This is a genomic window from Frateuria sp., from assembly GCF_035695185.1.
Classification (GTDB): Bacteria; Pseudomonadota; Gammaproteobacteria; order Xanthomonadales; family Rhodanobacteraceae; genus Frateuria_A.
This window is the reverse complement of the sequence record NZ_DASSES010000086.1, coordinates 15,026-36,560: the sequence shown is the minus strand read 5'-3', so window position 1 is coordinate 36,560 and position 21,535 is coordinate 15,026. Positions and strand designations below refer to the sequence as shown.

Genomic DNA, 21,535 nt, shown 5'->3' with positions numbered 1-21,535 from the left:
GTAGAACGCGGGAATGTTCGACATCGGCCCGAGCACGCGCCACTTCGCCGGCGCATGCACGTCCGACAGCAGGCGCTGGCGCAGCCGTTGCTCGCGCTGCTGGCTCATCCAGCCCAGCGCGTAGCCGAGGAAGTAGCGCTGGGTCGGCGTCAGCCCGCCGATCTTTCTGCCCTTCCTGAACTGCTCTGTCTTCTTGAACGCCTCCAGCCCGAGCAGCACGCCACCGTAGTCGGCGATGTTCTCGCCCAGGCTGGCCTTGCCGTTGATGTGCAGGCCCGGCAGCGGCTGGTACGCGTCGAACTGCTCGACCATCTTCTGCGCGGCGGCGTTGAAGCGCGCGGCGTCCTGCGCCGTCCACCAGCCGGACAGGTTGCCCTTGGCGTCGTACTGGCGGCCCTGGTCGTCGAAGCCGTGGGTGATCTCATGGCCGATCGTGCTGGCCGCGACATAGCCGTAGGCGACCGCGTCGTCCACCTGGTCGTCGGGCACGCCCGGCACCATGAAGATGGCTGCGGGCAGCACGATCTCGTTGTTGGATGGGTTGTAGTAGGCGTTGTAGGTCTGCGGGGTCATGTCCCATTCGGTGCGGTCGACCGGCTTGCCGAACTTGGACAGGTTGTCCTGGAAGCGCCAGCGGCGCGCCGCCATCACGTTCGCCGCATACGACGCGCGGCCGACCTTCAGCGCCGAGTAGTCCTTCCACTTGTCCGGATAGCCGACCTTGGGCGTCACCGCGGCGAGCTTCGCCAGCGCCTTGGCCTTGGTTGCGGGGCTCATCCAGTCCAGCCGTTCGATGCGGTCGTGGAAGGTACTGCGGATCGCCTCGACCATCGCCTCGTAGCGCTGCTTGGATGCCTCCGGGAAGTACTGCCCGACGAAGATGCGCCCGAGCACCATGCCCATCGCATCGTTCTCCTCGTCCAGCGCCTGCTTCCAGCGCGGACGCTGCTCCTGCTGGCCCGACATCGCGCGACCGTGGAAGTCGAAGTGCTCCTTGTCCAGCGCGCTGGACAGGAACGGCGCGTAGCTGTCGACCAGGTGGTAGCGCAGGTAATCCTTGAGCACCGGCAACGGCGTCCGTTGCAGCAGGCGATCCTCGGCGGCGAAGAATTCCGGCTGACCGACGATCACGTAGGACGGGTGGACGCCCCAGGCCGCCAGTCGCGTGTTCCAGTCGATGGCCGGCGTGTATTTCGCGGTGAAGTCCGCCGGCGCCATCTTGTGGTAGTTCTTCTCCGGATCACGCAGGTCCTCGAGCCTGCGCGAGGCCTTCGCCAGCGCCGTCTCGAAGGCCATCACCTGCGTGGCCGCCGCGGTGGCCGCGGCCGGATCGCGACCGAGCAGGGCGAAGGTGTGCGCCATGTGCCGCACGTAGGCGGCGCGGACCTTCGCCACGCCCGCCTCGGTGTTGAAGTAGAAGTCGCGGTCGGGCAGGCCCAGCCCGCCCTGGTGGATCTGCACCGCCATCGTCGCGCTGTCCTTGTCGTCCTGCGCGATGCCGATGCGGAACAGCGCGCCGACGCCGATCGGCTTGAACGCGAACACGGTGTCGAGCACGCCTGCAGGCGCGGTGATCGCGTCGATGCGCGCCAGCTCGGCATCCAGCGGTCGCAGGCCCAGCCGGTCGGCCTTCTGGACGTCCATCGCGGTGGCCCAGAAATCGCCGATCTTCTGCGGGTCGCTACCCGGCGCGGCCGCCTGCTTCGCGGCCGCTTCGCTGATGCCGCGCAGCCGCGCGTACAGCTCGTCGTCCACCTCGTTGCCGATGCCCCAGGCCGCTTCGGAGGCCGGAATCGGATGTGCCTTCAGCCAACCACCGTTGGCGTACTGGAAGAAATCCACGCCCGGATCCACCGAGGTGTCCAGGTGCGCGGCCAGGAAATCGTGCGGTGTGGCCGCATCCGCGGCGAAGGCACCGGCGGAGGCCATCGTCAGCATGGCCGAGAGCAGGCTGGCGCGCAGGGTGGTCGGAAGGCGGGTCATCGGGATTCCTGGAAGTACGGCGGCTGAATCCGGCGACTTTGCACACGCCACGGGCGTTCCGTAACCGCCGAAGGTCATGCTGCCCGCCTCGGGGGCCGGTCCCGGGACAAGACGGACGGCCGGCGCAAGGGCCGGGCAACGTACACAGGAAGGGAAGGAGCTCCATGGCGGAGCAGAGGGCGCTCGGCGCGCAGCGGGCCGGAGCGATGGCGATGCGCGAACCGGCGCCTCCCCACTTCCAATATCTTAGCTTGACGGGGACTTGCCGCAATCCCCCGCCCGTGGTGCTCAATCGCCCGCCTTCCGGAACGCAGGAGTGGCGAATGAGCACGAAGTCCTCGAAGCACGCATCCCGCCAGGACATCGCGCACGCGGTGGTGATCGCCGGTGCCGGGCCGACGGGCCTGATGCTGGCCGGCGAACTGGCGCTGGCCGGCATCGACGTCGCCATCGTCGAACGCCGTGCCAGCCAGCATCTGGCCGGCTCGCGCGCTGGCGGGCTGCATGCGCGCAGCCTGGAGATACTCGACCAGCGCGGCATCGCCGACCGGTTCCTCGCCGAGGGACAGCAGGCCCAGGTCGTCGCGTTCGGGTCGGTGCGGCTGGACATCAGCGATGCCCCCACGCGGCACCCGTATGTACTGGGGCTGTGGCAGAACCATGTCGAGCGCCTCCTCGCCGGCTGGGTCGGCGACCTGGGAGTGCTGGTCTACCGCGGGCGGGAGGTGACGGGTTTCGTGCAGGGCGAAGCCGGCGTGACGGTGGCGCTGTCCGACGGCGGCGCCGTGCAGTCCCGCTACCTGGTCGGCTGCGACGGCGGCCGCAGCCGGGTCCGCAAGGCGGCCGGGATCGACTTCCCCGGCTGGGAGGCAACCACCAGCCGGCTGCTCGCCGAGGTCGAGATGACCACGGCACCGCCGCTGGGCATCCACCGCACGGCGCTTGGCATCCATTCGTTCGGCCGGCGCGACTACGAAATCCATGACGGTGAAGTGGTCTACAAGGACACCGGGCCGATCCGGGTGATGGTCACCGAGGCCCGCCTCGGCGGCAGCGGCAAGCCTGCCCTGCGCGACCTCAGTGCGGCCCTGGTGGCTGCCTGCGGAACCGATTACGGCGTGCACAGCCCGACCTGGATCTCCCGCTTCACCGACGCGACGCGCCAGGCCGCCACCTACCGCGACCGGCGCGTGCTGCTGGCTGGCGATGCCGCGCACGTGCATTCCCCGGTGGGGGGACAAGGCCTCAACACCGGCGTGCAGGACGCGGTGAACCTGGGCTGGAAGCTTGCCCAGGTGATCAAGGGCCAATCCCCCGATTGCCTGCTCGACAGCTATCACGCCGAGCGCCATCCCGTGGCCGCCCGTGTGCTGCGCAACACGATGGCGCAGACCCTCCTGCAGTGCACCGACGCCCGCAGCGAGGCCCTGCGCGGCGCACTGGCCGAGCTGCTCGGGATGGACGAGCCGCGCAAGCGGTTCGGTGCGATGCAGGCTGGCCTGGACATCCGTTACGACCTCGGCGAGGGCCACCCGTTGCTCGGCCGTCGCATGCCCGATCTGGACCTGGTCACCACTACCGGCCCCTCGCGCATGTACACCCTGCTGCATGCGGCCCGGCCGGTGCTGCTCAACCTCGGCGACCCGGGCAGCCTGCCGGCCGACGGCTGGCTGGACCGGGTCAGGTGCGTCGACGCGACCTGCGCGGAACGGTGGGACCTCCCGGGGCTCGGCGCGGTGGCGGCACCCACGGCGGTGCTGGTGCGCCCCGACGGCCACGTGGCCTGGGTCGGCGACGGCACCGACCGCGGACTCGCCGAGGCATTGGCCACCTGGTGCGGACCCTCCTGCCCGACCGGGGAACCACCGTGAGTGGCTCCCGTCCGCCCGACGCCTCGGCCCGAGGCAAGCGCGGTGTCCTGTGCTGGAACCTACGCCAACCTCGCAAAGCGTGACCGCCAGCACGCAATCAAGACCCCTTCCAGCCCGCGCATACACGTTCCGGATACATCTGCTTTGGTATCCCGCCGATGCGCTAAAGGTAGGGAGGCCTGATCCGATGGAAGTCCAGAGGAAGGATGCTTCAGGTAACGCCACCCGGCACCGGCTCTGGCAATTCAGGGCCGGAAACGTTCCCCGACAGCGGTATCACGCGCAGGACCGTGCAGAGTCCCTGGCCCCGGCAGCCGCCGCGGGGCGGCGCGAATCATTGACCACCATCCAGGCCGGGCGAGCGGTCGCCGCACTGCTGGTGGTCCTGTTCCACCTGTCGATGATCTTCCCGGAATACTGGGGTCACGACCCGGCCCATGGCATCTTCACCTTCGGCCATTCGGGCGTGCAGTTCTTCTTCGTCCTCAGCGGCTTCATCATCTTCTACATCCACCGCCCGGACATCGGCGCGCCGGGGCGCGTGTGGAACTACCTGACCAAGCGCTTCATCCGCATCTACCCGGTGTACTGGGTGGTCCTGGCCGCCGTCCTTCCGGTCCTTCTGCTCGTTCCCGCGTTCGGGCATGGCGCCCAGCGGCAGTGGTCCGTGATCCTGGCCTCGTTCACGCTGCTGCGCGTCGACGCACTGCAGCCCTCGACCTGGTACACCGCCACCGAGATAAAACAGGCGATCGTCCCGGTGAGCTGGACACTGTTCCACGAAGTGCTGTTCTACCTGATGTTCGCCATCGCCATCAGGAACCGGATCTCCGGCGCGATAGCACTGGGCCTCTGGTTCGTCACATCCCTGACCATGCTGGCGTTCAGTGGTGCGGCCTATCCGGTCAAGTTCCTGCTCTCGCCACTCCACCTCCTGTTCGCGATGGGCTTGGCTACCTGCTGGTTCGTGCAGGAGCACAAGGTCCGCCTTCCCGCGGTCTGGGCGATCGCCGGCGTGCTCCTGTACCTCGCGGTCGGAACGACGGACGAGGACGGCCCGGACTGGACCACCTCCAACGCCTACAGCCTTCTCTACGGCGTCAGCAGCGCGATGGCCATTGCCGGCCTGGCGTCGCTGGAGCAGCAGGGCCGGATCGCCGCGGGGCGCCTCCTGCAGCTCCTCGGCGACGCCTCCTACTCGATCTACCTCATCCACTTCACGATGTTCTCGGCGATGGCCAAGGTGTTCCAGCGCCTGGGCGTGCTGCATGTCATGCCGCCCGCCGCCTGGTACGCGGCGCTGTTCGTCATTGCCTGCGTCGGGGGAACGCTGCTGCACCTGATGGTCGAAAAGCCGCTGCTCAGATCCCTCAGGGCGCGCATCCTGCACGGCCACCCACCCGCGACAGCCAACGCGCGCGTGGCCTAGAAACCGGCCCGGCGGCCGTCTCCCGCGTGCTTTACCCGGGCATGCAGTGCAGGAGGCAGCTGGCGCGGGACCCGGAAACCGGCGCGTTCCGGAAGCTCACTGCGCCGGCGGGTCGTAGTCGCAGGAGCCGACGCGCTGGCCCTCGAAGGTCGTGTCCATCGTCATCGCCCGCCCGCCGCTGTTGCCGGTCACGTGCAAGCTGCCACGCATGGCACCGCCGGACAGCATCTCGAAGCGGCCCTCGCCGGCCATCGTGACTGCGCCGGTGCAGGCCATGCGGTAGGTGACGACGTCGCCCTCGCGCCTGAAGTCGGTCACCTTGCAGTCCTTCTGGCCCTGCATCATGCGTCGGGGATCGGGCTTCCGGGTCGAGGTGCAGACGGTCGTCGCATGCGACATCGGCGGCATGGACATGCCGGGCATCTGCATCCGCGTGGTGGTGGTCACCTTCATGAGGTTGCCCGGTTCGGAGGCAAGAACCTGGCTGCCGGCACAAGCCACCAACAGGATCAGCGGAAAGAACATGCGCGCCATACGCAGAGCCATGCCACACCTCCTGGTCGCTGGAGCGCTGGATCATACCGTGGAGGAAGGCGTGCCCAGCAGGGGCGGGAGTCCTTCCGTCGCCCGGGTAGTCCACCTGGAAGCGGCTGGGGTGATGCCGGTTTCGAGCCGGCCCGTTCGTCAGCCACCACCACGCCGCGGCGGCATGTCCGGCAGTTGCACGCCGCGGTCCCTGGCGCGTTGCTGCATTTCCTGGTGATGCTGCGTGCGCAGCGCCTCGCGCTCGCGCCGGGTCTTCAGGGTGCGCATTTTCTCCCTGTATGTGGTGCGCTCGGCCGGCGTCATCAGCTGCCAGCCATACATCATCGACCCGTCATCCATGCGGCCGCTCGCTCGGTCGCGATCCATGTCGCGAGTGCGGTCCATACCGCGATCACGGTCGCGCATCATGTCGCGATCGTGCATGGTGGTCCGATCCCGCATCGTTGGTCCGCGCTGAGCGGCCGGCGGATTGCCCGCGCGCTGCCCGCCACCGCCGCGACTCTGCCAGGCCTGGGCGGATGGTGCGGCACACAACACCAGGGCGACGCCGCATGCCAATGCATTCTGCTTGATCATGACGATCTCCAATGACGCGCTCCTTCCGCGCCACCTGGATGGTGGCGGAGCCGATCACGCCGACATTGATGGAGGTCAACTTTGCTTCCAGGCTAACGGCAGCGCACGCGGCGGAGCCGGGCACGCATGACCAGCGAGCCGGGGCGCCGGCGACCATCGCGACACGTGGCTGGCACGGCCCTCGGCTATCTGATGCAGCCCATGGCCTGCATCGCCTGCTGATGCTGCACCATCTGCTCCATCATCATCCGCATCATCTGGCCGTTGCCCATCATGCCGCCGCGCATCATGCCCGGACCCATGCCGGCGGCACCGCGCATCGGAGCCCGCCCGCCCATCATGGGCATCGTGGCCTGCATGGTGCGCATGTGCTCCTCCAGCAACTTCGCCCGGGTGGCCGGGTCCTTCGTGGCCTGCAATTGCAGCATCTGTGCGTGCATGAGCTGCATGTTCCGGTAGAAGGCATCCTGCGACTGGGACGCGTCGGTGCCAGTCGTCGCGGAAGCAGCCTGCGGGCCACCCCGGGCCAGCACGGACAGCCCCGCCCCGGCAAGACAAAGCCCCACCAGCACGCCGGTCGCGCATTGTTTCGGTCGGCTCCACATGACGACGCCCTCCTCCAGACGCATTCCAGCGGCCGGCCTCCCGGCCACCCTGCGGTGGAGGGTCGCCCTGCAACGCCCGGACGATATTGACCCGGGTCAACTGCGCGCCGCGGGCGCCGCACTCAGAAGCCGAGGCGTGCCAGTTCGCGGGCAAGGCGTTCGCGCGCCGCCGCCGGCTGCATCGGGAAGGCCCGGAAGAAGTCATCCCGCGTCAGCGCCGGGTTGCGCTCGTGCACGCGGGCGGCCCATCTGGCGGCACGGTCGGCGTCGCCGGCCAGCGCGTGCGCCGCGGCGGCGATCATGGCGATCAACACGTGCGCCCCCGGCGAGCGTGCGGCCCGCTCGGCCCAGGCGGCGGCCTCGACATCTTCCCCGCCCATCATGTGGCCGAACGCGCGCGTCCCCAGCATGCCGTAGTAGAGCGGATCGAGCGGACTGAGGCGCATCGCCAGGTCCGCATGGGCGCGCCCTTCCCTGACGCGCCCGGCCAGGGTTTCGGTCCACGCCCGCGCGTAGATGCCCTGCGCGTAGTGCGGACTGATCGAGGTCGCCCGCTCCAGCCAGGCCAGGCTGCTGTCCAGGTCGCCCTCGGGCCAGAAGCTGCGCCCCATCGCGAAGTTGACGAAGGGATCGACCGGATCCAGCTCGAGGCCGCGCAGCGCGCAGCGGCGGGATAAGCCGATTTCCCCGCCCAGGTCCTGGCTGTAGTGCATGAACGCGCTCTGGAAATGCACGAACGACAGCCCCGCGTGCGCCCGCGCGAAGCCCGGATCGCGTGCCAGCGCCCGTTCGAACAGCGCGGCCGCCGCCGTGTTGTCGGCGCGGTTGAAGCGGTACATGTGCTGCAAGCCCAGGTGGTAGGCCGACCAGGCATCGAGGTCACCCGTCGTCGACAGGCGCGCCTGCGCCGCCTCGTGGATCGGGATGTGAATTTCCAGCGCGGACAGGATCCGCGCGCGGATGTCCTCGCGCACCTGGTGCACGTCGTCGATCGCGCCCGCGAAATGCTCGGCCCACACCACCCCGCCGTCACGCGTGTCGATCAGTTGCACGGTCACCGCCAGCCGGGTGCCGACGACCTCGACCGTGCCGGACAGGTAGTAGCGCACGCCGAGCAGGCTGCCGATGTCCTGCGCGTCGGCGTCGGCCCCGCGCAACCGGAACGACGAGCCGCGCGCAGTCACGAACAACCAGCGCAGTCGTGCCAGCTCGGCGATCAGTTCGTGCGGCAGGGCATCGGCGATGCCCGCGTACGGCCCTGCGTCGCCGAGCAGGCGGAACGGGAGCACCGCCACCGACGGGCGCATCGCGTGCCCGGCCGGTGCCCCCTCCGGACCGGCCGCCACGGCCGCGTCGCTGCTGCCCACCACTCTCGCCTCGGCCACGAAACGGAAGCCCTGGCGATGGATGGTGCGGATGAACCGCTGGGCGCTGCCGTCGTCACCCAGCGCCTGGCGTGCGGACTTCACCCGGCTGGCGATCGCCGCATCGGACACGATGCGCCCGTCCCACACCTTCTCGACGATCTCGTCCCGGGACACCAGCCGCTCGCGATTGCCCACCAGCAGCGCCAGCAGCGCGAACACCTGCGGCTCCACCGGCCGCACCCGGCCCTCGACGCGCAGCTCGTACCGCGCCAGATCCAACTCGAACCCGTCGAACCGGTAGATCATGCCGGCAGCATAAGCCCGCGCGCCGCAATCACCACCAAAGCTCCCGGTTTTCTCCATGTGATCTGCAAGCAGCGCCGGTGCGGCGGTGATGAAGTGCACCGCACGGGCCGGCGCGGTGCCGGCCCGGCACACCCCTTCCCCTGGAGAGTCGCCATGCCCCTGGTCACGATCGATGTCATCAAGAACGTATTCACCCCGCAGCAGAAGCAGGACCTGATCGCCAAGGTCACCCGCGCCATGCTCGAGGTCGAAGGCGAAAGCCTGCGCAATGTCACCTGGGTACGCATCAAGGAGTTCGAGGGCGGCGACTGGGCGATCGGCGGCAAGGCCTTGAGTGCCGCGGATGTCCAGGCACTCGCCGCCAGCAAGGCCGCCTGACAGCTGGCCGGACTGCCCGCCCACGCCCGAACGGAGGAACCGGACCATGCGCATCGCCAAGCAGGACATTCCCGTCCGGATGGACGTCCCCGGCGCGGTGGCGCGCCAGCAGGCGGGGTTCGGCGACGCCGGTGGCTACGGCACGATCAGCGGCGAGTATTTTTCGCTCGCCGCTGGCACCGACATCGCCCCGCTGCTGCAGGGTCTGGACAACGACCTGTGCCCTGCCCCGCACTGGGGCTACGTGCTGGAGGGCGAGCTCACCGTGACCTACGCCGACGGCAGCACCGAAGAGACCGTGCGTGGCGACCTTTTCTACTGGCCGCCAGGACACACGGTCAGGGTCGGCAAGAACGCCGAACTGGTGCTGTTCAGCCCGCAGCACGAGCACGACAGGGCGATCGACCACATGCTGCGCAGGATGGCCTCCCAGGGCGACGCCACCCTGCCCGGATAGACGCCAGACCTTGCACGCCAAGCGGCGTGCCCCGGCAGCGGAGTGGATGCCAGTCAACAAGCGGTGCGCCGTGCGGGGTGTCCGGCGTCGATTCGCGCACGTTCCGGGAAACCGCCGGGAACGGCCAGCCGGGAGTCCGCCCGCCGGGACCCCAAGCCGCGCTAAACTACCGGTTTTGCTCCGGAAAACATGGCCCAGGCTGCCCTCCGCCCGACGCTTCGCGGGCCCACGTTCATTCGTCTGCTGGCGCGCCTGGCAGAGATTGACGTGGTTGCGTCCGGCCAGCCCCTGCCCGACCGGCTGGGCCAGTGGCTGGACTGGAAGCACGCACTGTCGCTCGCCGCCGCGCTCGACGGCCACCCGGCCGCGCCGGAGGCCGCCGAGCCGGCGGCGGACGGCCTGCACGCCGAATGCGCGCGGGCACGCGAGGTGCTGGCGACGGCCATCAAGGACGATCCGCTGCTCGCCGCAGGTCATGCGCCGGCCGACGGCGACTACGCCGTTTTCCGCCAGGCCTGCCTCGCCCGCCAGCGCGCCATGCAGGCCACCGTCGGCCGCCTGCGTGGCAAGCTCCGCGACGCACTCCAGGGTTCGCCCGGAATGGCGCGGCTGGCCGAGGTGGATGCGGTGATGGAAGTGGCGCTCACCCCGCGCGAGCACGCGCTGCTCGCAAAGGTGCCCGAACTGCTGGAACAGCGCTTCGAGCGCCTGCGCGTCGCCGGGCGCGCCTCCACTACCTGGCTCGACGGCTTCCGCCGCGACATGCAGAGCGTGTTGCTGGCCGAGCTCGATCTTCGTTTCCAACCGGTGGACGCGCTGCTCGCGGCGCTTCGCACCTCCTGATGCGGTTCCCCATGTTCAAACGTCTGCTTCTTCTCTCCGTATTCGCCCTGGGCCTGGCCGCCGTCGGCTGGATCGTCTCCGGCTACGTCGGCTCCAACCTGCTCGGCATGGCGGTCGCGCTGCTGATCGGCGCCTGCTACCTCGCCGGCGCGTTCGAACTGTTCCGCTACCGGCAGGCCACCGCCACGCTATGCCAGGCCATGGACGGGCTGACCGAGCCGCCGGCCGAGCTCGGCCAGTGGCTTGCGCGCCTGGCTCCCGGACTGCGCCACGCCGTGCGCCTGCGCATCGAAGGCGAGCGCGCCGCGCTGCCGGCACCGGCGATGACGCCGTACCTGGTCGGCTTGCTGGTGCTGCTGGGCATGCTCGGCACCCTGCTCGGCATGATGGCCACCTTGCGCGGCACCGGCACGGCACTCGGGAGCGCCAGCGACCTGCAGGCGATCCGCGGCTCGCTGGCCGCGCCGGTCAACGGCCTGGCCTTCGCGTTCGGCACCTCGATCGCCGGTGTCGCCAGTTCGGCGATGCTCGGTCTGCTCTCCGCGCTGGTCCGCCGCGAGCGGCTGCAGGCGGTGCACCTGCTGGACGCGGGCATCGCCGGCCCCTTGCGCATCCACTCCCAGGCGCACCAGCGCGACGAAGCCTTCCGCCTGCTCCAGCAGCAGGCCGCGGCGATGCCCGCCCTGGTCGATCGCCTGCAGGCGATGGCGGCGACGCTGGAGCAGCACAGCGCGGCTGCCCAGGAGCGCCAGCAGGCCGAGCAGCAGGCGTTCCACCGGCACACCGGGCAGGCCTACACGGAACTCGCCCGGTCGGTCGAGCAGTCGCTGCAGGCCAGCGTCGCCGACAGCGCACGCACCGCCAGCAGCGTGCTGCAGCCGGTGGTCGAATCCACCCTGTCCACCCTCGCCCGCGAGAGCGCCGCGATCCAGGCGAGCGTGGCCGATGCCGTGCAGCGCCAGCTCGACGGCCTGTCCGCCGGCTTCGACACCACCGCACGCACGGTGACCGGTATCTGGAACGACGCACTCGCCCGGCATCGGCAGGCCAACGAAGCCCACGCACAGGCGCTGGGCGAGGCCCTCGCCCGTTTCACCACGACCTTCGAGCAGCGTTCGGCCGCACTGCTGGACGGCGTCGCCGCGCGCCTGGATGCGAGTGTCGAGCGCACCAGCGAGGCCTGGCAGAGTGCGCTGTCCCGGCAGGACGCCGCTCACGCCGGTCTTGCCGAGCGCAACCGGCTGGCGCTGGCGGCAGCCGGCGAGGCTTTCGAAGCGCACGCGGCCGCGCTGGTGCAGGCGGTCGATCGCTCCCACGCAGAGCTGCAGTCCGAACTGCAGGCCCGCGACGACGAACGGCTGGCCGCCTGGGCGCAGAAGCTCGACGCCCTCACCGCCGGACTGACCATGCAGTGGCAAGCGGCCGGCGATGCCACCGCAAGTCGCCAGCAGGCCATCTGCGACACGCTGGAGCAGACCGCCGGCGCCATCGCCGCGCAGTCCCAGGCCCACGCCAGCCAGACCCTCGCCGAGATCGCCCGCCTGGTCGAGGCCGCCTCCGAGGCTCCCCGCGTGGCCGCCGAGGTCGTCGGCGAGCTGCGCCAGAAGCTGTCCGACAGCATGGTGCGAGACACCGCCATGCTGGAGGAGCGCAGCCGGCTGCTGGCGACGCTGGAGACCCTGCTCGACGCGGTCAACCACGCTTCCACCGAGCAACGCAGCGCGGTCGACGCACTGGTCAGCACCTCGGCCGACCTGCTCGAGCGCGTCGGCACCCGCTTCGCCGCACAGATCGAAACCGAAACCGGCAAGCTCGACACCGCCGCCGCGCAGGTCACCGCCAGCGCCGCCGAGGTCGCCGGCCTGGGCGAAGCCTTCGGCGCCGGCGTCGCACAGTTCGGCCAGGCCAACGACGCGCTGATGGAGCGCCTGCAGCAGATCGCCGGCGCGCTCGACGCCTCACTCGCCCGCAGCGACGAGCAACTCGCCTACTACGTGGCGCAGGCGAAGGAAGTAGTGGAGCTCAGCGTGCTCTCGCAGCAGCAGATCATCGCCGACATGCAGCAGCTCGCCGGCCGACGGACACCGGCGAAGGCGGCGAAGGCATGAGCGACGAGGTCGAGTCCGGCGGCGAGTCGACCGCGCCGATCTGGGCCTTCGGCGACCTGATGTCGGTCCTGCTCGGGGCGTTCGTGCTGATCCTGGTCGGCGTCATCGGCGTACAACTGCAGCTCTCGCACAAGCTGGAAGTGGCCGAGAAGCAGCGCCAGGCCGAACTGCGTCGCCGCACCACGCTGGAACAGGCGCTGGCCACGCCGCTGGCGCAGGGCCGCGTCACGCTGGTCAACGGGCGCATCGGCATCCGCGGCAATCTCCTGTTCGCGCTCAATTCCGACCAGTTGCAGCCCGAAGGCCGGCAACTGATCCAGAGCCTCGCCGCGCCGCTGGCGCAGTACCTGCAGTCGCGCGACGAGCTGCTGATGGTCAGCGGCTTCACCGACGACCAGCCCGTGCATGGCGACAACCGCGCGTTTGCCGACAACTGGGAGCTCTCCGCCCAGCGCGCCCTCACCGTCACCCGCGCCCTGATTGCCGCCGGCGTGCCTGCCAACGCGGTGTTCGCCGCCGCCTTCGGCGCGCAGCAGCCGGTCAGCGCCAACACCGACGAAGCCGGTCGCGCCAGGAACCGCCGCGTGGAAATCGCTCCGATCCCCCGCTCCTCGGCCGGCAACGCCCCCACCCCGAGCGATGCGGGACCCGGTCATGCGCGCTGACACCAGCGCGGCCATCCGCGCGCGTCTGATCGAGGCCCTGGCCGAGCGTGCCGCCGGCCTCGACGGCGAAGCGCGCCGCGTGCTGGACACACGGCTCGCCGAACTGCGCGCGCGCAATACGGCCGCGCCGGTCGAAGCACCGGGCGCCGACACGACGTCGCCGCGTCCACCCCCTTTGCGCGGGCTTCTCGATCCGTTCCCGAGTGGCGCTTTCCCCGGGCAGGCGGCCTACCCGGAGCTGCCTGCCCTTGCCGACTTCCGCCAGCTCTGGGCGACCCTCCGCACCGACAACCAGCTCCGGCAATCCATCAGCCACGCCCCCGCCGACGCCGGTCCGCTCAACTCAACCGCCCTGGCCAGCCGCGCCATCACCTTGATGCGCGAGCTGTCGCCCGGGTATCTGCGGTCATTCCTCGCGTACGTCGATGACCTTGCCTGGCTCGAGCAGATGGGTGCCACGGGCACCGGGAACCCGTCCAGCGCGATCGCCCCGAAAAAGCGGGCCCGGCGCAGGTCCTCGACCTGACTGCATGAGACGGTTCGTCTGACGGCCCGGCACCTGACTCGCCCGGCTGCGGGCGCATCTCGCGCCAGCTGGCGCTCTGCTGTGCAAGAAGGCTGGCAGCCCCGAGGCGCACGATGCGCCGATGCAGCGGCCGTGGTGTGGCACGGTGCCAGGGCGATGCGGATGGGCTGGCTCCTCCTCAGTCCACACTCGCCCCGTTCACGAACACCAGCGGCCCGGGGCAATCGAGCAGGCGCTCGCGCAGGCCGCCGGGCAAGGCGCCCTGGAGCGAGGCGAATTTCCCGAGCACATAGTGGCGGAGCGGCTCCCAGTCAGGGCCAGCCGGGTCCAGGGGCTTGCCGGTAGCCACCCAGATCACCAGCGCAACGACCGTTTCGCCACCGACAGCCACGTTGCGGAAGGCGATCGTCACCTCGGCCTCGGGGTCATCCGTCGCGGACACGAGCAGCCCCGATTCGTAAAGCTTGTCTTCGATGGCGCGCAGCACGTCGGTCACCGCCTCGCTTGCCGCAGCCTTGGTCAGGTCCGTCGCCATCTCAGCGCAGCGGCCCCAGGCCGGCGGCCTCGCTCATCCGCTTCCAGTCTTCGACCGTGCGCCCGGGACGCTCACGGTTGCGGTTCCTCTGGCCCCAGGCACCCGGGTGTGCCTGGGCCCAGGCGGTTGCCTTCCGGCCTTCTCCCAGAGTGATGTCGAATGGGGAGTCGATGGCGCAGGCCATGCCGCGGCAGCGCTCGAGGCCTGCCGCCACCCTCAGCGCATTGAACGTATTCGCACCCAGGCAGACGACCACTTTCGGCGCCACGATCCGGATCTGCGGCAAGGCAAACGTCTTTGCCGCATGCACGAGATCGCCGAACGGGATGCGCGACGAAAGCCCGCCCCGCTTGATGTAGGGAAAGAGGTTCGTCGCGTAGGTCTCGGCGAGCTTCATGCCGAAGGCGGCATGCAGAAGTTCATCGAGACTCCTGTTGGTGGGTAGCTGCGGATCCCGCCCGAGTTCACTCGGACCCTTGCTCCGCACGAGCGCATCGTCGGAACTCCAGTCCTGCAGCAGGATCATGACCTCCGAGTCCAGGTTGTGCGCGCCCTTGGAATACGGGGAGACGTAGCCGCACTCGAATCCCGGGTAATCCCCCAGGCGCTTGTAGTGCTTGAACGGTTGCCTACGTGCCTCGACGAGTTCGCCGAGTTGTTGCTGTTTCGACACGCGTACCTCCGCGAGTGGCCGGCGGCTGCCGGGATCATGGTCCACCGGAGTCCGCGACCTCTGGGACGAGACCAAGCCGATGGGTGGAACAGGATGGGGGCTCCCCCCTTTCGAGGGTCGCCCCTGCTTGCGCGCTACTGCATCACCAGGCGTGGCTTGCCATCCAGCAAGGTGGCCTTGCCATCGGGGGCGGCATCCGGTGCGGTTGCGAGCAGCGAAGGATCCGTTTCCCACGGGATCGCCAAACGACCCCCGGGTAGATAGGGTTGCCAGGCGCCATAAGCCGGTTCCTTGACCCGCTCGCCGTACTCGGCCAGCGAGTAGACGACAGGAACTCTTGCATTCCAGTAGGGCGAATCCGCCAGGGGCCCCTTGGTGGGGATAGCAAACGTCCAGCGGCGGGCAGCCTTCACGCTGGACGCGATGAAGATGCGCTCCAGCCCCGCCCTCGCGTACTTCGGGCAAGCCATCGTGAAATTGACCTGCTCGGCAGCTGCATCCAGGACATGCCCGTCGCGACCTACGCGTACAAGCACATAGACGGTGGCCGCCGTCCGAATATCGATCGCATCCCTCGGATAGACGGGCGGCGTCATGTCGCGCTCGGTAAGGTCCTCCGCGGCATTCCGGCTGTCGTCCGCGAAGTCCACCCCTTCCACGCTGATGGAGAACTCGGTCCGGTCGACCGGCTTGGCCACGACCCGTACGTTCATCCTCACCCGCGCGATCGCCGGCTTGCGCGTATCCACCTCGAACCGCCAACCGGGCACCGTCTGCTTCAGCACATCAAGAACCACCGAAGGAAGTTTCTCAGGCCGATCGACCGTGTAGTCCCGCACGCTCCCGTCGGGGTTGATGTCCAGCACGCCCGACACGGCCATGCTCCCCCACGGGCGATCGCTTGTGGCGCCCGACGCCGTGAAACAGCACGCCATCAGCACCAGACAGGCCACCCAGAAAACCACGCGCTTCATAAAGCCCCCCTTGTCTGTAATGCAATCCGACCGCAGGCGGACAACATCGACCCCTCTCATACCGCCTCATACCGCCAAGGATCAGCCAGGACCCGTCCGCCCCTTGCCAGCCGGTCACTCTTTCCACCCGCCCCTGGTTCCACGGAAATACGGAAAGTCCGCGATCCTCCCCCAAGCGGTCCCAGTCCGGTATCTGCCGCCCTCATGGGCGTTGATATGGCAGCTGTCACACAGGATCACGCAGTTCTCCACGTTCGCCCCTCCATGGAAAGGCGGCTTCATGGGCCTTCGATGGTGTGCATGGGCGCTCTCTCCCCAGGCAACGCTTACCAGCCCCTTGCCGGCAAACGGCAGAATCAGCGAAGCGCAGCTTGCGCACAGGAAATCCTGCCGGGCCAGCGCCTGCATCTTGGTTTGCCTGCTGAACTCCCTTTCCGGATCCCTGGCCACCTTGTCCTCCCTGATTCGATCCATGCACCACGGCATCGCGTTGATCCGGCGAGGTTCGCCTTTGCGAACCCCCTGCCTTCAATCCTGCAGATTGTCCGAAGGCTCCGCATCCCGCCGCGGATACGCCCATGCCGCAATGGAGGAGGCGAACGTGACCAGCACCAGGCCGACCACGAGGCCCTCCAAGCCCTGGTTGAACATGGCCATGGGCGAGACGCCCTTGAGGTCGAGTTCCTTCACCAGGTTGAACGCGTAGACGAAGGAAGAACCGCTCTGCACCATCGTCCACAGCCCGATCACCCTGACCGCCAATCCGAACCACGCTCTCGGATGCATCGCTGAACTCCCTTTCCGGAATCCTCCCTTTTTACACCGGTCGGATCAGCGGCGCACGAAATCGGGAAGCGTCGCGTAGGACGACGCCAGGTGCTGCAACAAGGTCGCCTGTGCGGCGTCCAGCGCGGCCCGACGAATGGCGTCCTGCAGGCTCGCGAACGGCCCCTTTCGCCTTGCGTCGACCAGCTTCGACGCCAGCTGGCGATCGCCGAGCAACAGGCTGAGCGCAGGCTCCCCGCCGGTGTTGAGGTCGACCACCAGGGGCTCTTTGCGCTCATCGGACCAGGGCTCGCCCGGAATCCGGATCGCCGGATCGGCCAGCCACAACGCCGGGCCGAGTCCGGCATCGAGCGCGAGGTGTCCGTTCGCCACTCCCGTGGCCGCCTTCCCGAGCGCGGCGCGGTAGGCCTTCAGGGCCGGCAGGAACTTGCCGAGCGCCCCACGTGCCCCCTCGCAGGAGAGCCGCTCGGCCTGGTCGTGCAGCGCAGTGGACACGGTCGCGCCATAGGTGACATCCAGGAACAGCCCGCTCACGTCGGCCCTGTCCTGCGGGTAAGCCTCGCCCCAGCTCCGCACCAGGGCGACCAGCGGCGCCTGCGCCGGCCACTGGCCGAGGCGGGCCAGTACGGTCACCAGCTGCGTGTAGCGCCGTTCGACCGCCGCATCGCCCTCGCCGGTATCCAGCAGGCGGTAGAGGAAGGCGGCAGCCACGCCCTCGGAGACCATCATCGCGTTACCGGACTTCAGATGGCAGCGATCGGCGGGCAAGGACGTTTCGCCGGCCAGCCAGCGGGCGTAGGCATCGCCCTCGCCGGGCGGCAGCGGCTCGAACACGAAATCGTTGTGGGGCACGGCCGTCTCCCGCGCCCAGGTTTCGCGGCGGCTCAACCACAGGTCGGCAGCGGAAGGCGTGGCTCGCCCTTGTGCCCTGGCGCGGAACCCGGGTGTCGCCGACAGCCGTGCCGCCAGCGGCTGCATCTGGATACCGAAGCCTTCGTCGAAGGCCGTCACGAGATCGGTCACCGCGAACACCGAATGCGCCTGGCGCGAGGGCGTCGGCGGGATCGGACCGAGCAGGCGGCGCAGCAGCACATGCCCGTACTCGTGCGCCAGCACCTCCTCGAACTGCCCGTCCTCGAGCGAAGCATCGTCGAGGGTGATATCCACGAAATAGTCGCGGCACAGGACGCGGTGCCCCGGCGTGCTCTCCACGTAGAGATCCTTGCGGGCGAAGCCCCCGTCCTCGTCGGAAAGATAGATGGCAATGCCGCCGCCCAACGCGGGGCAATCCACCCGGTAGCGGCTCGCTTCTCGCGCCTGGGCATCGATGGCCGGCAGCTTCGCCACCAGACCGCTGGCCAGCACCGCCCGCACGCCGGCCTCGAGCTTGCCGTGATACGGCCGGGCGACCGGTATGAGGCGACCGTCGGGCGCCTTCTGCTCAAGCGCGTTGCCGGCCTTGTCGCGGACGGGTTCGAGCAGATGGAACGCCGCCTTCGGCGCCGCCGCGTGTGCCGGCAGGCACACCACGGCCAGCAACAGGCACGCAATCCAGGACCTTTGCATCACTCGCCTCCGGCTCGAGCACGCCCGACACGGGGCATGCCCGGGCGGGAGCATCTTAGGAACACGGGCCGCCAGGAGGCAGTGCTGGTCGTCCCTGGGCAGGAAGTCACGGATCGCCCGGGGGCAGACCGGCGCTCCAGGAGCGCGCAACCCTTCGTGGGTGGCCTCCCCACCAAAAAAGGGCCCGCCGTCGCTGGCGGGCCCTTTCCTGCCGGCGGGGTCGCTCAGTGCCGGCCGTGCGACAGCCCCGGGCAGGCCAGGTCGAGCACGAAGCCGTCATGGTCGGACACGCCGATCGCCTTGCGCACGTCGGGATAGCCGGCCGCGTCGTCCTGGGTCTGGTCCGGCGCATCCAGGTTGCCGCGGCCGTACTGGAAACCGCGGAAGCAACGCTGGGCGACGCGGTCGAGCAAGGCCTGGTCGAGCACCTGCGCGACCGGCACGTCGCGGCCCGAGTCGTACGAGCCGTTCTTCGCGTAGCCCTGGATCGGACCCAGCTGTTCGGTAAAGAGGAACGAATAGCGGTCGTTCGAAGGTACGGACTGCACGGCGTTCCACAGCGCCGGCCGGACGATGTTGCCTCCCAGGTCGAGCAGGTTGGCGCTATCGTCATAGGTGCCGGCGATGGCGCCGACCACGTCCGCCCAGCCGTCGGTGAACGGGTAGGCGTTGAAGTCGCCCAGCACAACCAGCGGCTCGTACCCGGACTTGGCGTCGGTCTGCAGGTCCTGCACGTCCCGAGCGATATCCCTGGCCTGCTCGAGGCGCTTCTGGCGGTTGCGCGGCGCGCTGGATCCTTTGTCCACGCCGATGCGCGACTTCGGATGCACCGCCAGCAGGCGGAACGAGAAACCGTTGCGGTCGAGCATGGTGCCCTCCAGCAACAGCGGCGGCCGGTCGTGCAGGAAGTCGGACTCGCCCGTCGCCGGATCGATCCAGGTCGCCTCGCCACCAAGCTGGGTCAGCCCGTCCACGCGGACGCGATCGGTACGCACCAGGAAGCCCACGTCGATGCCGCTGGGGTCGTGGCCGTCCACCAGGTGGGCGCTGTAGGTGACGTGATAGTCGGTGGCCAGCTGGTCGGCCAGCTGCTGCAGCACCGCCTCGCTTTCCACCTCCTCGGCGGCCAGCACGTCGGGCAGCCTGAGCACGCCGCCGATGTAGGCGGAGAGCCGCTCCAGCTTGAGCTTCAACGCCGACGCCGTCGGCGTGCCGTTGTCGCCGCACTCGTACCGGCTGTTGCCACCATCGGTGTCGCACAGGCGCAGCATGTTGAGGTTGCCCACGCGCAGCCCGTGCGGGGTGCGCCGGTCGGCCACGGGACGCGGCAGCGTGTTGGGATCGAGGATGTGCAGCCTGGTCGGCTGGAAGTCGTAGTCGCCGTAGCTGTAGCTCATCACGCCCTCGGCCATGAAGCGTGCGCCGGCGTTGATGCCGGTGCCATCGGGCACGGCGCCAAGCGCGTCGGCGTCCATCTCGAACACCTCCGGGTTGCCGTCCCACACGCCGGAATGGATGTCCGACGGCGCGCTACCGAACGGCACGCCCGGCGAGCGCAGCGAGCGGGTGCCGTTGGCGCTGACGAATACCTCGGCGAACGGATCCTTGCCGTAGCGCTGGTTGGCGCGGTCGACGATGCCGTTGAGCACCAGGATGCGCATGCCCTCGAAGCACTCGAAGTTGGTCATGCCGCAGGACAGGTGCTCCGGGTCGGCGGAAGGCACCGTGTGGCCGAAGATCACCGGCGCCGGCAGGCGGTTGCCGGTGCCCGTCACCGTGACGGTGGCGCGGGTCAGCTCGGTCAGCCCGTAGTATTCGGCCACGGTGCCGCGCACGTCGACCGCATCGCCGGTGACCACCTGCGGGGCGCCGCCGGTGAACACATACACGCCGTTGGAGGTCATGCGGTTGCGATCGTCCCGACTGTCGGGCGTCTGCATGGTGAAGCCGGCGGGACCGACGCTGGTGACGATGTTGCCGCGGGTGATCACCGGCTGGCCGGCGAACGGTCGCCGCTGCCCTGGATCTGGAAGATCTCGGCCTGCGCCGCGTCGTCGTTGAGGATGCCGCCGATCGCATCCGCCCTGGCGATGGCGAGCCCGGCCGAGGGTTCGCTCAGATGCACCGCGAAGTCCTGGTCCGGTTCGACCGTGGTGTCGCCGTACACCGTCACGCTCACCTGCTGCGTGGTGTCGCCGGCGGCGAAATGCACCACCTCGTCCAGCGCCTCGTAATCGCCATCGGCCACGGTCGCCGCACCGTCGGCAGTGGTGAAGCGCACCTGCACCGGCGCCGGCGCGGGCTTGCTGAGGGTCAGCGTGAAGACCAGTGCCGTGGTACCGCTGTCGCCTTCGTCCATCGCGGCATCGGCCACCGATACGCCGAGCCCCACGTCCGAACACGTGCTGGTGCTGTTGTGCGGCTGCGAAGGCGCCTGCACCGCGAAGTCGGCGGCATTGTCGCCGGTGTCCCTGAGGTCGCCCGACGCATCGCGGGTGCGCGCGTAGGACTGGTCGACATTGCTCGAGCCGAGCGACGCCAGCCGCGTGCCCTCGCCGTACGCGGAGCCGCTGCTCAGGCCGACCTGGTCGAGCAGCTTGCCGGAGGCATCGGCGATGGCCAGCCCGCCGGTATCGGTGATGCCTGTGTTGTAGCCCACGTCCCCGCCGACGCTGCCCGAATAGCCGCTGCTGGCGCCGTTGGTCAGCAGCAGGTAGCAGCCGGGTGCGATCGTGGTGCCGGCGGGCAGCGTGGCGCGCGTACCGGTGGTGCCCGATGCGTTGGACGCGAGCAAGGCGTAGCCGCCCACGTCGAGCGATGCACCCGAACCGTTGTGCAGTTCGACGAACTCGTCGTTGCCCCCGGCCGGTCCGCGCACGCGGAAATTGCTGATCGTGAGATCCGAGGCCAGCGCTGGCAGCGAGGCCGCAAGAAGACACAGCGCCATGCCCATGGCGCGACCTGATCGAAGCATGTCGAGACTCCCCTCTCGTTGTGGACGTAGCCTGCCGGAAACTAGCAAGCGGGCGTGACAGCACCGTTGCATCCCCGGGACCGGTGCTGCGCACGCCCGTCAGTAACCGAAGCCGGACGTGAACGAGGCGTGGTCGGCACCGCGGAGGGCGCCGCGCCCCGCGCCCCCCGCTTGACCGACATCAACACGGAGCACGATCGCACCGCCGATAACGGCGGCCAGGGAGCAACAACGCCAGTGCCGGTCCTGCGCGCAAGGGACGGAGGCAGCTGTCCGGATTCAATGCCGGCATCGCCTGGCTTCGCGCTTGCGCCGCCCCTTCGCCGGGGAACAGGATCGCCTGGCCGAGCCAGGGGCGGCCGACCTT

The 21,535-nt window shown here is 69.2% G+C and carries 21 protein-coding genes; 8 read left to right on the top strand and 13 right to left on the bottom strand.

Going from position 1 to position 21,535, the window contains the following annotated elements; genetic code table 11:
- Window positions 1-1,983 (bottom strand): M13 family metallopeptidase (locus tag VFH59_RS06080; protein ID WP_325163997.1); only part of this gene is annotated, 1,983 nt, incomplete at its 3' end.
- A gap of 323 nt (window positions 1,984-2,306) precedes the next feature.
- Between VFH59_RS06080 and VFH59_RS06075 the strand changes: the two genes are divergently transcribed.
- Window positions 2,307-3,854 (top strand): FAD-dependent monooxygenase, encoded by a 1,548-nt coding sequence (locus tag VFH59_RS06075; protein WP_325163996.1) that lies wholly within the window; start codon window positions 2,307-2,309, stop codon window positions 3,852-3,854.
- 337 nt (window positions 3,855-4,191) lie between these two features.
- Window positions 4,192-5,283 carry an acyltransferase gene (locus VFH59_RS06070; protein ID WP_325163995.1) on the top strand — a complete coding sequence of 364 codons (1,092 nt, stop codon included), beginning with the start codon at window positions 4,192-4,194 and terminating at the stop codon, window positions 5,281-5,283.
- A gap of 96 nt (window positions 5,284-5,379) precedes the next feature.
- On the opposite strand, the gene VFH59_RS06065 is transcribed toward VFH59_RS06070, so the two are convergent.
- From VFH59_RS06065 to VFH59_RS06050, 4 genes are all read right to left on the bottom strand, one after another.
- Window positions 5,380-5,829 carry a DUF3617 domain-containing protein gene (locus tag VFH59_RS06065; RefSeq protein ID WP_325163994.1) on the bottom strand — a complete coding sequence of 150 codons (450 nt, stop codon included), beginning with the start codon at window positions 5,827-5,829 and terminating at the stop codon, window positions 5,380-5,382.
- A 138-nt stretch (window positions 5,830-5,967) separates the two neighbouring features.
- Window positions 5,968-6,405 (bottom strand): hypothetical protein, encoded by a 438-nt coding sequence (locus tag VFH59_RS06060; protein ID WP_325163993.1) that lies wholly within the window; start codon window positions 6,403-6,405, stop codon window positions 5,968-5,970.
- A 185-nt stretch (window positions 6,406-6,590) separates the two neighbouring features.
- Complete coding sequence (locus VFH59_RS06055) at window positions 6,591-7,034, bottom strand: hypothetical protein (RefSeq protein ID WP_325163992.1); 444 nt, start codon at window positions 7,032-7,034, stop codon at window positions 6,591-6,593.
- A 98-nt stretch (window positions 7,035-7,132) separates the two neighbouring features.
- Window positions 7,133-8,683, bottom strand: a complete 1,551-nt coding sequence (locus VFH59_RS06050) for a winged helix-turn-helix domain-containing tetratricopeptide repeat protein (RefSeq protein ID WP_325163991.1) — start codon at window positions 8,681-8,683, stop codon at window positions 7,133-7,135.
- Window positions 8,684-8,836: 153 nt separating this feature from the next.
- Here VFH59_RS06050 and VFH59_RS06045 point away from each other — a divergent pair, with 153 nt between their 5' ends.
- The 6 genes from VFH59_RS06045 (at window position 8,837) to VFH59_RS06020 (ending at window position 13,660) form a co-directional block, all read left to right on the top strand.
- Window positions 8,837-9,061 (top strand): tautomerase family protein, encoded by a 225-nt coding sequence (locus VFH59_RS06045; RefSeq protein WP_325163990.1) that lies wholly within the window; start codon window positions 8,837-8,839, stop codon window positions 9,059-9,061.
- Between the two features lie 46 nt (window positions 9,062-9,107).
- Window positions 9,108-9,518 (top strand): cupin domain-containing protein, encoded by a 411-nt coding sequence (locus VFH59_RS06040; RefSeq protein WP_325163989.1) that lies wholly within the window; start codon window positions 9,108-9,110, stop codon window positions 9,516-9,518.
- Window positions 9,519-9,707: 189 nt separating this feature from the next.
- On the top strand, window positions 9,708-10,361 hold the full coding sequence (locus VFH59_RS06035; RefSeq protein ID WP_325163988.1) for a DUF3348 domain-containing protein: 654 nt from the start codon (window positions 9,708-9,710) through the stop codon (window positions 10,359-10,361).
- Between the two features lie 11 nt (window positions 10,362-10,372).
- A complete protein-coding gene (locus VFH59_RS06030; RefSeq protein ID WP_325163987.1) occupies window positions 10,373-12,469 on the top strand; it encodes a DUF802 domain-containing protein in 2,097 nt (698 codons plus the stop codon).
- Window positions 12,466-13,134, top strand: a complete 669-nt coding sequence (locus VFH59_RS06025; RefSeq protein ID WP_325163986.1) for an OmpA family protein — start codon at window positions 12,466-12,468, stop codon at window positions 13,132-13,134. Before VFH59_RS06030 ends, VFH59_RS06025 begins: the two co-directional genes overlap by 4 nt.
- On the top strand, window positions 13,124-13,660 hold the full coding sequence (locus tag VFH59_RS06020; protein WP_325163985.1) for a DUF2894 domain-containing protein: 537 nt from the start codon (window positions 13,124-13,126) through the stop codon (window positions 13,658-13,660). Before VFH59_RS06025 ends, VFH59_RS06020 begins: the two co-directional genes overlap by 11 nt.
- Window positions 13,661-13,838: 178 nt before the next feature.
- Here VFH59_RS06020 and VFH59_RS06015 read toward each other — a convergent pair whose 3' ends face one another.
- The 8 genes from VFH59_RS06015 to VFH59_RS05985 all read right to left on the bottom strand — a co-directional run bounded on the left by VFH59_RS06015 (window position 13,839) and on the right by VFH59_RS05985 (window position 21,168).
- Window positions 13,839-14,195: a hypothetical protein gene (locus VFH59_RS06015; protein WP_325163984.1), complete on the bottom strand. Its 357-nt coding sequence runs from the start codon at window positions 14,193-14,195 to the stop codon at window positions 13,839-13,841.
- 1 nt (window position 14,196) lies between these two features.
- Window positions 14,197-14,868: a hypothetical protein gene (locus VFH59_RS06010; protein WP_325163983.1), complete on the bottom strand. Its 672-nt coding sequence runs from the start codon at window positions 14,866-14,868 to the stop codon at window positions 14,197-14,199.
- Between the two features lie 134 nt (window positions 14,869-15,002).
- Window positions 15,003-15,842, bottom strand: a complete 840-nt coding sequence (locus VFH59_RS06005; protein WP_325163982.1) for a hypothetical protein — start codon at window positions 15,840-15,842, stop codon at window positions 15,003-15,005.
- A gap of 114 nt (window positions 15,843-15,956) precedes the next feature.
- The gene (locus VFH59_RS18485) at window positions 15,957-16,250 is read right to left on the bottom strand and encodes an HNH endonuclease (protein ID WP_414655856.1); all 294 of its coding nucleotides are present in this window, start codon (window positions 16,248-16,250) and stop codon (window positions 15,957-15,959) included.
- A gap of 120 nt (window positions 16,251-16,370) precedes the next feature.
- Window positions 16,371-16,628 carry a hypothetical protein gene (locus VFH59_RS06000; protein ID WP_325163981.1) on the bottom strand — a complete coding sequence of 86 codons (258 nt, stop codon included), beginning with the start codon at window positions 16,626-16,628 and terminating at the stop codon, window positions 16,371-16,373.
- A gap of 45 nt (window positions 16,629-16,673) precedes the next feature.
- The gene (locus tag VFH59_RS05995) at window positions 16,674-18,194 is read right to left on the bottom strand and encodes a hypothetical protein (protein ID WP_325163980.1); all 1,521 of its coding nucleotides are present in this window, start codon (window positions 18,192-18,194) and stop codon (window positions 16,674-16,676) included.
- Between the two features lie 224 nt (window positions 18,195-18,418).
- Complete coding sequence (locus tag VFH59_RS05990; RefSeq protein WP_325163979.1) at window positions 18,419-20,185, bottom strand: endonuclease/exonuclease/phosphatase family protein; 1,767 nt, start codon at window positions 20,183-20,185, stop codon at window positions 18,419-18,421.
- Complete coding sequence (locus VFH59_RS05985) at window positions 20,182-21,168, bottom strand: Calx-beta domain-containing protein (protein WP_325163978.1); 987 nt, start codon at window positions 21,166-21,168, stop codon at window positions 20,182-20,184. Before VFH59_RS05985 ends, VFH59_RS05990 begins: the two co-directional genes overlap by 4 nt.
- Between the last annotated feature and the right edge of the window lie 367 nt (window positions 21,169-21,535).

What these genes read in the sequence shown, in the direction of transcription:
- VFH59_RS06040 (WP_325163989.1), top strand. Translation starts at nt 9,108, where the DNA reads ATGCGCATCGCCAAGCAGGACATTCCCGTCCGGATGGACGTCCCCGGC.
- VFH59_RS06015 (WP_325163984.1), bottom strand. Translation starts at nt 14,195, where the DNA reads ATGGCGACGGACCTGACCAAGGCTGCGGCAAGCGAGGCGGTGACCGAC.
- VFH59_RS06060 (WP_325163993.1), bottom strand. Translation starts at nt 6,405, where the DNA reads ATGATCAAGCAGAATGCATTGGCATGCGGCGTCGCCCTGGTGTTGTGT.
- VFH59_RS06065 (WP_325163994.1), bottom strand. Translation starts at nt 5,829, where the DNA reads ATGGCTCTGCGTATGGCGCGCATGTTCTTTCCGCTGATCCTGTTGGTG.
- VFH59_RS06005 (WP_325163982.1), bottom strand. Translation starts at nt 15,842, where the DNA reads ATGAAGCGCGTGGTTTTCTGGGTGGCCTGTCTGGTGCTGATGGCGTGC.
- VFH59_RS06030 (WP_325163987.1), top strand. Translation starts at nt 10,373, where the DNA reads ATGTTCAAACGTCTGCTTCTTCTCTCCGTATTCGCCCTGGGCCTGGCC.
- VFH59_RS06000 (WP_325163981.1), bottom strand. Translation starts at nt 16,628, where the DNA reads ATGCATCCGAGAGCGTGGTTCGGATTGGCGGTCAGGGTGATCGGGCTG.
- VFH59_RS06020 (WP_325163985.1), top strand. Translation starts at nt 13,124, where the DNA reads ATGCGCGCTGACACCAGCGCGGCCATCCGCGCGCGTCTGATCGAGGCC.
- VFH59_RS06075 (WP_325163996.1), top strand. Translation starts at nt 2,307, where the DNA reads ATGAGCACGAAGTCCTCGAAGCACGCATCCCGCCAGGACATCGCGCAC.
- VFH59_RS05995 (WP_325163980.1), bottom strand. Translation starts at nt 18,194, where the DNA reads ATGCAAAGGTCCTGGATTGCGTGCCTGTTGCTGGCCGTGGTGTGCCTG.
- VFH59_RS06035 (WP_325163988.1), top strand. Translation starts at nt 9,708, where the DNA reads ATGGCCCAGGCTGCCCTCCGCCCGACGCTTCGCGGGCCCACGTTCATT.
- VFH59_RS06045 (WP_325163990.1), top strand. Translation starts at nt 8,837, where the DNA reads ATGCCCCTGGTCACGATCGATGTCATCAAGAACGTATTCACCCCGCAG.
- VFH59_RS06025 (WP_325163986.1), top strand. Translation starts at nt 12,466, where the DNA reads ATGAGCGACGAGGTCGAGTCCGGCGGCGAGTCGACCGCGCCGATCTGG.
- VFH59_RS06050 (WP_325163991.1), bottom strand. Translation starts at nt 8,683, where the DNA reads ATGATCTACCGGTTCGACGGGTTCGAGTTGGATCTGGCGCGGTACGAG.
- VFH59_RS18485 (WP_414655856.1), bottom strand. Translation starts at nt 16,250, where the DNA reads ATGCAGGCGCTGGCCCGGCAGGATTTCCTGTGCGCAAGCTGCGCTTCG.
- VFH59_RS06055 (WP_325163992.1), bottom strand. Translation starts at nt 7,034, where the DNA reads ATGCGTCTGGAGGAGGGCGTCGTCATGTGGAGCCGACCGAAACAATGC.
- VFH59_RS05985 (WP_325163978.1), bottom strand. Translation starts at nt 21,168, where the DNA reads ATGCTTCGATCAGGTCGCGCCATGGGCATGGCGCTGTGTCTTCTTGCG.